Annotated in this window: 9 protein-coding genes; 3 read left to right on the forward strand and 6 right to left on the reverse strand. The window is 62.1% G+C overall.

Annotation, left to right across the window (positions count from 1 at the left end; translation table 11 throughout):
* Positions 1 to 527: 527 nt before the first annotated feature.
* The 3 genes from ATY29_RS31560 to ATY29_RS31570 form a co-directional block, all read right to left on the reverse strand.
* Positions 528 to 3,923, reverse strand: coding sequence for an acyl-[ACP]--phospholipid O-acyltransferase (locus ATY29_RS31560; RefSeq protein ID WP_097537485.1), 3,396 nt, complete (start codon positions 3,921 to 3,923; stop codon positions 528 to 530).
* A gap of 92 nt (positions 3,924 to 4,015) precedes the next feature.
* Positions 4,016 to 4,297 (reverse strand): YiaA/YiaB family inner membrane protein, encoded by a 282-nt coding sequence (locus ATY29_RS31565; protein ID WP_003569708.1) that lies wholly within the window; start codon positions 4,295 to 4,297, stop codon positions 4,016 to 4,018.
* A 47-nt stretch (positions 4,298 to 4,344) separates the two neighbouring features.
* The gene (locus tag ATY29_RS31570; RefSeq protein WP_097537486.1) at positions 4,345 to 5,031 is read right to left on the reverse strand and encodes a PspA/IM30 family protein; all 687 of its coding nucleotides are present in this window, start codon (positions 5,029 to 5,031) and stop codon (positions 4,345 to 4,347) included.
* Positions 5,032 to 5,142: 111 nt separating this feature from the next.
* Here ATY29_RS31570 and ATY29_RS31575 point away from each other — a divergent pair, with 111 nt between their 5' ends.
* The 3 genes from ATY29_RS31575 to ATY29_RS31590 all read left to right on the forward strand — a co-directional run bounded on the left by ATY29_RS31575 (position 5,143) and on the right by ATY29_RS31590 (position 7,795).
* Positions 5,143 to 5,757: a TetR/AcrR family transcriptional regulator gene (locus tag ATY29_RS31575; RefSeq protein ID WP_097537487.1), complete on the forward strand. Its 615-nt coding sequence runs from the start codon at positions 5,143 to 5,145 to the stop codon at positions 5,755 to 5,757.
* A gap of 586 nt (positions 5,758 to 6,343) precedes the next feature.
* On the forward strand, positions 6,344 to 7,123 hold the full coding sequence (locus ATY29_RS31585) for an SDR family NAD(P)-dependent oxidoreductase (protein ID WP_097537489.1): 780 nt from the start codon (positions 6,344 to 6,346) through the stop codon (positions 7,121 to 7,123).
* Between the two features lie 117 nt (positions 7,124 to 7,240).
* Entirely contained in the window at positions 7,241 to 7,795 is a 555-nt protein-coding gene (locus ATY29_RS31590) for a DUF5710 domain-containing protein (RefSeq protein ID WP_097537490.1), read from the forward strand.
* 93 nt (positions 7,796 to 7,888) lie between these two features.
* On the opposite strand, the gene ATY29_RS37275 is transcribed toward ATY29_RS31590, so the two are convergent.
* The 3 genes from ATY29_RS37275 to ATY29_RS37120 form a co-directional block, all read right to left on the reverse strand.
* The gene (locus ATY29_RS37275; RefSeq protein ID WP_202973658.1) at positions 7,889 to 8,557 is read right to left on the reverse strand and encodes a DUF4268 domain-containing protein; all 669 of its coding nucleotides are present in this window, start codon (positions 8,555 to 8,557) and stop codon (positions 7,889 to 7,891) included.
* Entirely contained in the window at positions 8,487 to 9,044 is a 558-nt protein-coding gene (locus ATY29_RS37280) for a PDDEXK family nuclease (RefSeq protein WP_202973659.1), read from the reverse strand. The genes ATY29_RS37275 and ATY29_RS37280 overlap by 71 nt, the downstream gene beginning before the upstream one ends.
* A 186-nt stretch (positions 9,045 to 9,230) precedes the next feature.
* The coding region (locus ATY29_RS37120) for a hypothetical protein (protein WP_165779458.1) at positions 9,231 to 9,634 on the reverse strand (404 nt) is incomplete at its 5' end.

Raw genomic sequence — 9,634 nt, forward strand, 5'->3', positions numbered from 1 at the left:
TCCACCACACAGTCCCCACCAGATGAGCCTCCAATGGTGACGAATTAAACCGGACACCAGTGGGCTTGAGCCTGGGATCCACTGCCCGGTGCTCGGCGTCAATAATTTCCCGGCTTTGGCTGCCATTACTCTTCACGCCGTGCCAGCCGCATGGAACCCACGGTCAAGCCCTGGGATGACGGAGGTGAGGTGGTGTCCTGGGATAAAGGAGGAGAGGCGGTGCCCGGGACACATCAGCCACGCCAGCGAAGCTGCTTCGGCAGCGGCGATGGATCGGCGGCAAAAGCGGGCATTATAGGCTGCGCCGACGGCGCGTTTGGCGAGAACGCCAAGCCCACTCTCCGTCATCCCAGGGCTTGACCCTGGGATCCACAGCCCGGTGCTCGGCGTCAATAATTTCCCGGCTTTGGCTGCCATTACTCTTCACGCCGTGCCAGCCGCATGGATCCCAGGGTCAAGCCCTGAGATGACGGAGGTGAGGTGTTGTTGCTGGGATAAAGGAGGAGAGGTGGTGCCCTCCCCCAGCCCTACGCCGCCTCCTCCTTCGCAGCCGTCCCCTCGGCCAGCTTGCGCGCCGCCACGAAATCCACCTTGCCGGAGCCCAGCACCGGCACCTTGCCGATCGTGACCTCGGCCGGGACTATCATGTCCATGGCGCCCTTGGATTTGGCGAAGGCGAGGAATTCGGCGCGGGTGGCGGTGGGGGCGTCGGTCAGGAGCACCAGGCGCTCGCCCTTCTTGGCGTCGGGCAGCGAGGAGACGACCGAGAGGGCGCCGGGCCAGAGTTCGGCGGCGAGCGTTTCGACGGCGGCGAGCGAGATCATTTCGCCGCCGATCTTGGCGAAGCGTTTGGCGCGGCCGCGGATCTTGACGAAGCCGTCCTCGTCGATGGTGACGATGTCGCCGGTGTCGTGCCAGCCATCGGCAAGCGGTTCGAGCACGCCGGGTTTTTCGGCGCGGAGGTAGCCGGCCATGACATTGGCGCCGCGCACATGCAGCCTGCCGCCCTCATCGATGCCGGGCACCGGTTCGAGCTTCCATTCCATGCCCGGCAGGATTTTGCCGACCGTGCCGGAGCGGTTGTACATCGGCGTGTTGATCGAAATGACCGGCGCCGTCTCGGTGACGCCGTAGCCTTCGAGGATGCGCAGGCCGAATTTTTCCATATAGGTCTGGCGGGTTGCGGCCTTCACCGGCTCGGCGCCGGCGAAGATATAGCGGATCGAGCGGAAGTCGTAGGGATGCGCCGTCCTGCTATACCCGTTGAGGAAGGTGTCGGTGCCGAAGATGATCGTGGCGTTGGAGACATAGATCAGCTCCGGCACGATGCGGTAATGCAGCGGTGAGGGATAGAAATAGACCGGCACGCCGGAGATCAGCGGCAGCACGGTGCCGGCCGTCAGCCCGAAGGAATGGAAGACCGGCAGGATGTTGAACACCTTGTCGCCGCTGTGGAAATCGATGCGGGCTGCGGCCTGGGCGGCGTTCGACAGCACGTTGCGGTGGGTCAGCACCACGCCCTTCGGCGTGCCTTCCGAGCCCGAGGTGAAGAGGATGACGGCCGGATCGTCGGCCTGGCGTTTGACGAGCGGCCGCGCCTTGCGCAGAAGCCCGACGAGCTTGTCCTTGAATGATATTTCGGCCCTGAGATCATCGAGCCAGACGATGGTCAGCTGCTTTTCCAGCTCCTCGATGACAGGGCCGAGTTTTGCCTGGGTGACGAAGGCGCGCGAGGTCAGCACGTGTTTCACCTCAGCCGCCTTGCAGGCCGAGAGGATGTTGGCGGCACCGGCGGTGAAGTTCAGCATGGCCGGCACCTTGCCCGCGCTCATGACGCCGAGAAGGGTGGCGGCGGCGCCATTGGCATTCGGCAGCATGACGCCGAGGTTCTGTTCGGAGAAACGGGCGCGGAACTTGGCGCCGAGCACGGCAGCCCCTGTCAAGAGCTTGCCATAGGTCAGCCGGCCGGTGACCGGATCTTCGACGGCAAGCTTTTTCATGCCGAATTCGTGGCCGGCCTCGATGACCCGCTCGAGCACGGTCGACGAGGTATCGGCGGTGCGGAAGAGCAGGTTCGACATCACCTGATAAAGGGCTGCCCCCGCCGCCGTGCGGCGTTTGCGGCCTTTCAGCTCCGGCGGCACTTCCAGCTTCACCGGCTCGAGAATGGTGACCTTGACCTTGGGAAACAGCCGGCGGCGGATCTTGCCGTTGTCGAGATAGGAGAAATAGGTCTTCTCCAGCCCGTCGATCTTCACCGGCACCACCATCGAGCCTGTCTTGTCGGCGACCATGGCCGCGCCGTCATAGACCTTCATCAGCGTGCCGGTCACCGTCAGCCGGCCTTCGGGGAAGATGCCGATCGGGTTGCCTTCCTGCGCCACCTTGATCAGCGAGCGCGTCGCCATCGGCTTGGTGGGGTCAAGAGGCAGGAACTTGCACATTTTCAGGAAGGGGCGCACCCACCAGGCCTGGGCGATCTTGTAATCGACGGCGAAAACCGGCTCTTCCTCGGTGATGGCGAGCGCCAGGGCTCCATCGAGCAGGCTGACATGGTTCAGCGCAATGATCGGCGCCGGCCCGGCCTTCTTGATATTCTCCAGCCCCTCGACCTCAAGCCGCATGAAGGCGCGGAACAGGATCGAGATGAAATCGCGGAAGGCATTGGTCGGCAGCGTTTTCAGCATCAGCCAGGCGACGGCAAAGTTGATGATGCCGAGGCCGATCAGGATCTGAGGAATGGAGGCGCCGAGCGCCTGGATGACGGCGACGAGGCCGAGGCCGACGGTGATGAACAGCGCCGAGAGCACATTGGCAGCGCCGATGACGCGGGCGCGGCGATCCTCATGCGCCCAGGTCTGCAGGCCGGCGAAGGTGGGCACGGCGATGAAGGCGCCCGAGATCGCCATGCCGGCGAGATCGATGGCGACGCGGATGGTATTTTGCCCGGCGAAGAAATCGACGATGGTCGTCGCATGTGAGGTCGAAGCCAAGCCCCAGAGGTTCCAGGCGAGATCGAGGCTGAAGAGGCCGAGCAGCGCGGTACCAACAGGCGCCGGCAAGAGCACGATGCGGCCCGACGACATCCAGGCGGCAATGCCGGAGCCGACAGCGACGGCGATGGCAAAAACGGTGAGATAGGCCGGCACGACAAGCTCGGAGCCGCCGAGCAGCTCGGTCACCATGGTCGGCAGGATGGAGAGGGTGAAGGCGCCGACCAGCCAGAACCAGCTGTTCATCAGCGCCGAGCGCCACAGCCGCTTATCCCTACGGATTTCCATGACCAGCGTGTAGCTGGAGCGGATGACATTGCGGTCGATCTGAAGATCCGGCGCCTTGGAGCCGGTCGCCGGGATCATGCGGCTGGCGAGCCAGCAGAGCACCGACAGCCCCATCATCATCGAGCCGAACAGCACGACATTGTCGCCGCTGGAGAAGGCAAGAGCGGCGATGATCGTGCCGCCGAGAATGGCGATGAAGGTGCCGCCCTCGATCCAGGCATTGGCCTTCGGCAGGTCGCGGCGCTCGAGATGATCGGGCAGGATGCCGTATTTGATCGGCCCGAACAGCGCCGAGATGATGCCGAAGCCGAAGAGGGCGGCCATCAGCACAAAAATCGAGGAGAAGCCGAGGCCGACAACGGCAAGCGCCGCGATGCCGATCTCGCAGCGTTTCAACAGCTCCGCCACCTTGGCCTTGTCGTGCTTGTCGGCGATTTCGCCGCCGAGGGCCGAGAGCAGCAGGAAGGGCACGATGAGGATGACGCCGGCAAGCGTCACCAGTGCCGCGCCCTCGCTTGCCGACATCTTGAAGAGGATGAGGAAGACCAGGGTATTCTTGAGGAAATTGTCGTTGAAGGCGGTCAGGAACTGCGTCCAGAACAGCGGCGCGAATTTCCTCGATGTCATCAGCTTGTGTTGCACGGCGGGACCCTCTTTCGATTGGCAGAGAAGGCCACAGAGTTGTTACGCAAAGGTTGAATGCGATAACAACTCTGCGATGTGGTTAAGGAAGATCAATCTTCATCGCTACGATTGAATTTGACCAGCAGCTTTTCGGTGCGGGCATCCTCGACCTTGCGGATCAGCTTCTCGGATTCGGCATTGTCGCGCAGCGTCTTGGTGATGTTCACCGTGGTCTGCACCAGCATCAATATGCCCATGGCGAGATAGCCTTTGCCCCAGAGATCGAGCGGCATCATGTAAAGGCCGAGCGCCAGCATGAAGGCGGCCGAGCCGAAGGAGATGTAGGAGAAGCTAACCCAGCTGGCGGAGTGTTTCTGGAAACTGTCGTTCATGATGGTAATCCTAATGTTCGATGGATGAAATGGGGACTGGATGCGGTTCAGGCGGCCGGGCTGACCCGGCTCTTCAGGCGGGCAAGCACGTCATCGGCAGAGGTGTGCAGCGGCGGGCCGAAGCCGGCATTGGCAAGCTTCTCGATGATGCCGGCCGGCCGTGTCGCGCCTTCCATCTCCTTCAGCGCAGCTGATGTCAGCTCGTTCTGGCTCTGGCGCAGGCGAAGCCGGGCGAGCGTCTCCTCGGCATCGTCGAGCGTGGCAAAGCCGGGGCCGCTGACGACAACATTCAGCTTCTGGGCATCTTGCGTGGCGCGGGCCAGCCGCTCGCCGCGCTGCAGCTCCTGCAGCCTGGCTTCGGAGGCGCGCACGATCGCCTTCAGCTTGTCGATCGCGCCGACGAACTGGCTTTGCGCCTTCTCAGACGCATCACGCTCGGCTTCGAGAAAGGCGATCGCCTCGGCCGCCTCGCGGGCCAGCGGCTCATTGCCCTTGGCAAGGGCTGCGGTGGCGCGGCTTTCGAGATCGGCGATGCGGGCGAGGATCGTCGCGTGCTGGCTCTTCTCCTGCTCGTTCTGGGCGATGGCGACCGCGACGCTGCGGCGCGCCTGCTGGATCGCCTGGGCCGCATCGCGGATCTGCTGGGCAAGCAGCGGCACGGCGTGGCGATCGGCAAAGGCCTCTTCGGCATCATGCGCCCTGCCCCGCAATAAAATGGAAATCAGTTTGAACATTTGCTTCCTCCGGTTTATGAACGTTGTTCACGAGATGAGTTATGGCAGAATCGTGAACGCTGTTCAAGAATAATTTTGAACGACGTTCAAAAAATCGGAAGGGAATGGTGAATGGCCGGTCGACGGGAAGAAAAACGTGAGGATCTGAAGGCCCGGCTGATCGAGGCGGCGCACGCCCGCATTGCCCGCGACGGCCTCTCCAACCTCAGGGCCCGCGACATCACCCAGGATGCCGGCTGTGCGCTCGGCGGCCTCTACACCGTCTTCACAGACCTCGCCGAACTGGTCATCCACGTCAATTCCGCCACGCTGAAGGCGCTGGAAGCGCGCCTGACGCTGGCCGAGGCCAAGAGCAAAAGCCCGACCGACCGCCTGCGCAACCTCGCCCAGGGCTACCTCGCCTTCGCCGTCGAGCACCGCAACCTCTGGAAGGCGCTGTTCGAGCACTCCCCCCCGGAAACCAGCCCGACGCCGCAATGGCACCTCGACGAACACCTCTTCCTGATGGACGTGATCGCCGAACCGCTGGCCGAACTGCAGCCCGACATGCCAGCGGAGGACAGGGCCATCCGCGCCCGCACCCTCTTCGGCGCCGTGCACGGCGTGGTCAGCATCAGCCTCGAAGGCCGCTTCGTCGGCCTGCCGCTGGAGCGGCTGGCACGCGAGGTGGACGAGCTGGTGCAGACGATTGCGGCGGGCGCGGAGCAGCGGCGGCAGGGGATGTGAGTGCGGCCAGCGGTGGGTTGGGCGCCCGGCAGTGGGTTTGGCAGGAACGCTCCCCCACGCTCCGTCTTCCTCGGCCTTGAGCCGAGGATCCATGCCGCGAGCATTGTGCTGGCCTTCGGCAGACAGAGCAGCATCATCCGACTGACGGCCTTGCGGTTCCGGCCTAAGCCCCACCCCACTCTCCGTCATCCCAAGGCTTGACCTGGCTTGACCCTGGGATCCATGACGTTGCCGTTTTCGCCGAGCCCCACACCATCCTCCGTCATCCCGGGCCTTGAGCCTGGGATCCACACGCAGCACTCGGCGTACATAGGTTCACGGATGGGATGCCCCCTGTCTTTCCCTGCGTCGACCGCCAACGCCGCGCTCGCCGCATGGATCCCAGGCTCAAGGCCTGGGATGACGGAGTGTGTGGAGACGCCCCGCCAAACTCCAACCTCCACGCACCCACACGCCGCTGGAATTGCCCTAGCATCCCGCCTCTTGCCGATCGCATCCTCCCACCGTCCATCGTCCTCAGGCTTGACCCGAGCACCCCTCCCCAAGCACTCTGCGCCCACCCACGCCGCACGCGAAAGGAACCCCCATGAGCCGCATCTTCATCACCGGTTCCACCGATGGCCTCGGCCTCGCCGCCGCCCGCACCCTCATCCGCGAAGGCCACGAGGTCGTCCTGCACGCCCGCTCCCGCGAGCGCGCCGCGGCAATCGCCGAGACCTCCGCCGCCGCCCTCGGCCTCGTCATCGGCGATCTCGCCAGCGCCGAGCAAACCCGCTCGATCGCCGAACAAGTCAACGCCATCGGCCGCATGGACGCCGTCATCCACAATGCCGGCATCTACCTCGAGCGCAGCCGCGGCGAAACGCCCGAAGGTCACGCCAAGACGCTGGCGGTCAACACGCTCGCCCCCTACCTCCTCACCGCCTGGATCACGCGGCCCGACCGGCTGATCTATCTCACCAGCGGCATGCACCGCAGCGGCGGCAGCGCGCTCGACGACATCGACTGGAAGAAGCGCCCCTGGAGCGCCAGCCAGGCCTATTCCGAAAGCAAGCTCTACATCGCCACGCTTTCCGCCGCCATCGCCCGCCACTGGCCCGACGTCCTCAGCAACGCCGTCGACCCCGGCTGGGTACCGACCAAGATGGGCGGCGCCGGCGCGCCGGATGATCTGGAGATGGGGCATCTGACGCAGACATGGCTGGCGACCAGCGAGGACGAAGCCGCGAAGGTGAGCGGCGGCTATTGGTATCACCGGCAGCAGCGGCAGGCGGCGGCGGAGGTGAATGATGTGAGGTTTCAGGATGCGCTGGTGGAGAGGCTGGCGGGGTTGACGGGTGTGCGGTTATTCCCACAGGGTGGGTGAGGCGCAAGTCGAGCGGTTATCGATTCTATCTAATGACTGATCAGCCGCCTCATTGCCCGCATGCGGCGGCGGGTAACAACGGGCTGAAATTTCCGGATTTCGAAGAGGGGCTAAGGCATGCAGAAAGATGATTGGAGGGATAGCGACGGCGAGAATGTCTTTGAAATGCTCGTTGCCAACGGTGGTCCAGGGTTCTGGGTACGTCGGATCACCTGGGGCGGAACCCTTGCGCGCATCGTTCGTGTGGGGATATTTACCAAACCCCCTCCTTACTTCGGCAATCCGCCGGTCCTCATGGATGTCTTTGATCTTGATGGAGGTCTAAGGGAAGGTCTTGCGCTGCTTCCAGTCCCTGGCACCTACAAGACGTGGCGAAGAATTGAAGCGCCACTATGGGCGGAGCAGGCGGCATTGCGACCACTCGATGATCCCGCAATCGACATAGCACTGGCGGCCCTCGATCGAAGACGTGGCAAAGAAGGGGGCAAAGCCGCCCACGCAGATCCACCGCCGCAGGCGGCACGAGTTCTTCTTTCGGTCCCATACGCGCGCAAGGACGAAGCGAAGGGCATCGGGGCACGTTGGTCTCCGGCGGAAAAGAGCTGGTGGCTGTCGGCGGATGACAGTTCGGCAGTTTCGAAGGCGCAGGCTCTCGGTTTTCTTGGTGTTTAGTGCGTCGAGCTGAAGGCGGTTGAAGTCATGTTGAATGCCAATGTCTCTTCTGCAGGCACTTGACTGTGGCCGTGCCGCGTTTGTAGCGGTTGATCAATAGTTTACTGCCAGTGATTCTGCTGTTTCATCAGCACTGGGAATTGTACGCGCATATTGCGCTAGTGGCTGTCGGAAAGCCCCTTCCAACTTGCGTATGTGCTCCGACAGCCAGGTGATCATTTCCGGCCAGTTGTCGACCTCGAAGCCATCGAACGGATGGGAATAGGATATTCGGCTCTGTTTCCTCTCGTCGAGCCGAGACCAACTCATCTCCGCACCGAATCTGGCCTCGATTGCAGACCTGTCGGCTTCGAGCCGATCGAATAGCCACTTGTTCTGATCGCGGTCAGCGCGCGCAAGGTTCACTTCGACGCGAACTTCGTCGCGTGCAAAAACTATCGTAAAAGGACAACCTCCAACGCCAGAGCCTGCATTGAGCCAATGATCACGACCAGGATTAACATTGGCAAAGAGGGTGATGCCATCCGCGCGCAACTTCTCCAACGCGCGAGCCCAGAACTGAAGCCGGACCTGATGTCGACGCGCTTGGACGCCTTGTGCACTTGTTTCCTCCACCTCCTTTGAAGAGATGCCGATCATGTAATCTGCAGCTTCCGGAGTTGGGATGATCTGCTGCAGGTCAATGAACAGCTCATCGCCGAAGCTGTAGGGAACAACCCGAAAGCACTGGGCACGAATGCCACGACTGAGTAGCCACAGCACAGTCGCGGTCACCGCGGCGAAAATTGGCAGCGATGAACATCATGCGCTGGCCGTTGCCTGGATTCAGCACCGTCTCTTGAAGCTCCTCCACCTCCATGAATTCGCAGATGCGTTCGACTGCCGAGCCGCCGCCGCAATAGCGGTCGAGATATTGTTGGTAGATCTCGACGATCTGAAGCTTGTTGAGGCCTGAAACGTAGGCGGTGTATTTCAGCGCCTGCCAAGTCACATCGCGGCCGGAGTCGTCGAGCTTGTTCTCGATGATGACGAGGTTGCCCGCCTTGTCGAGCGCAAGAAGGTCCAGCCGCTCACGCGTTTCGTCGAACCCGTCAAACTCTTTCTGGATGATAAGTAGTTCTTCGCCAAGTGCGTCCGGCTGGTGCACCAGCCACTCCTGCAGGTGATCCCGCTCGCGTAATGCCAGCTCGCCGAAGCGCCGTTGCGCGAGGCGCGCGATCCGATTTTGGTGTCGATCAACTCGAAACATCAGCACTCGCTCGTGTCACGTCAGCTCTGCCTCTCCTTGCATGCATCGCTCGTATTTAGATTGGGGCGATCATTTCAGAGGGTCATCACCACTGCAACCCTCAACCTCATGAAGAACCAACCTTCCGTGTGCTTTGTCGATGCGGCTAAGCCGGGACCGTTTCTCACGACGGCTGCCCAGCGGCAGCTATTCGACATCGTATTCGAGATATGTTCGATGCCTAACTCTAATATCATTGACCTCGTCGCTTAGCCGCTTACGATCGCTGAAAGATGTTTCAGGACGATTGGCTTGGAGTTCTTTGATGCGAGCTCGTTGTAACCAATCCGGAGGACCGGGGTCAGGCACCTCATCTAAGCGCTTCTCCGCCGCCTCAAGATGCCCTTGCTCTGCCAAAACTGCAGCTTCAATCCTTAGCACAGCGATTGTTCTACCTGGCAAGCCTTTCAGGAAATCCAAATCCCGAAACGCAAGCCTGAAATCTCCGTCTTTTGCCGCAGCAACTGCACGTAAGCATCGAGTGTTGATTTCCACTGAGAGCTGACCCGGCGCAGCCAGATATTTCCATTGAGAATTGACCCATGTTTCAA

The sequence above is a fragment of the Rhizobium hidalgonense genome, from assembly GCF_002914525.1.
Lineage (GTDB): Bacteria > Pseudomonadota > Alphaproteobacteria > Rhizobiales > Rhizobiaceae > Rhizobium > Rhizobium hidalgonense.

What these genes read in the sequence shown, in the direction of transcription:
- ATY29_RS31565 (WP_003569708.1), bottom strand. Translation starts at nt 4,297, where the DNA reads ATGAACGACAGTTTCCAGAAACACTCCGCCAGCTGGGTTAGCTTCTCC.
- ATY29_RS31570 (WP_097537486.1), bottom strand. Translation starts at nt 5,031, where the DNA reads ATGTTCAAACTGATTTCCATTTTATTGCGGGGCAGGGCGCATGATGCC.
- ATY29_RS31575 (WP_097537487.1), top strand. Translation starts at nt 5,143, where the DNA reads ATGGCCGGTCGACGGGAAGAAAAACGTGAGGATCTGAAGGCCCGGCTG.
- ATY29_RS31585 (WP_097537489.1), top strand. Translation starts at nt 6,344, where the DNA reads ATGAGCCGCATCTTCATCACCGGTTCCACCGATGGCCTCGGCCTCGCC.
- ATY29_RS31590 (WP_097537490.1), top strand. Translation starts at nt 7,241, where the DNA reads ATGCAGAAAGATGATTGGAGGGATAGCGACGGCGAGAATGTCTTTGAA.
- ATY29_RS37280 (WP_202973659.1), bottom strand. Translation starts at nt 9,044, where the DNA reads ATGTTTCGAGTTGATCGACACCAAAATCGGATCGCGCGCCTCGCGCAA.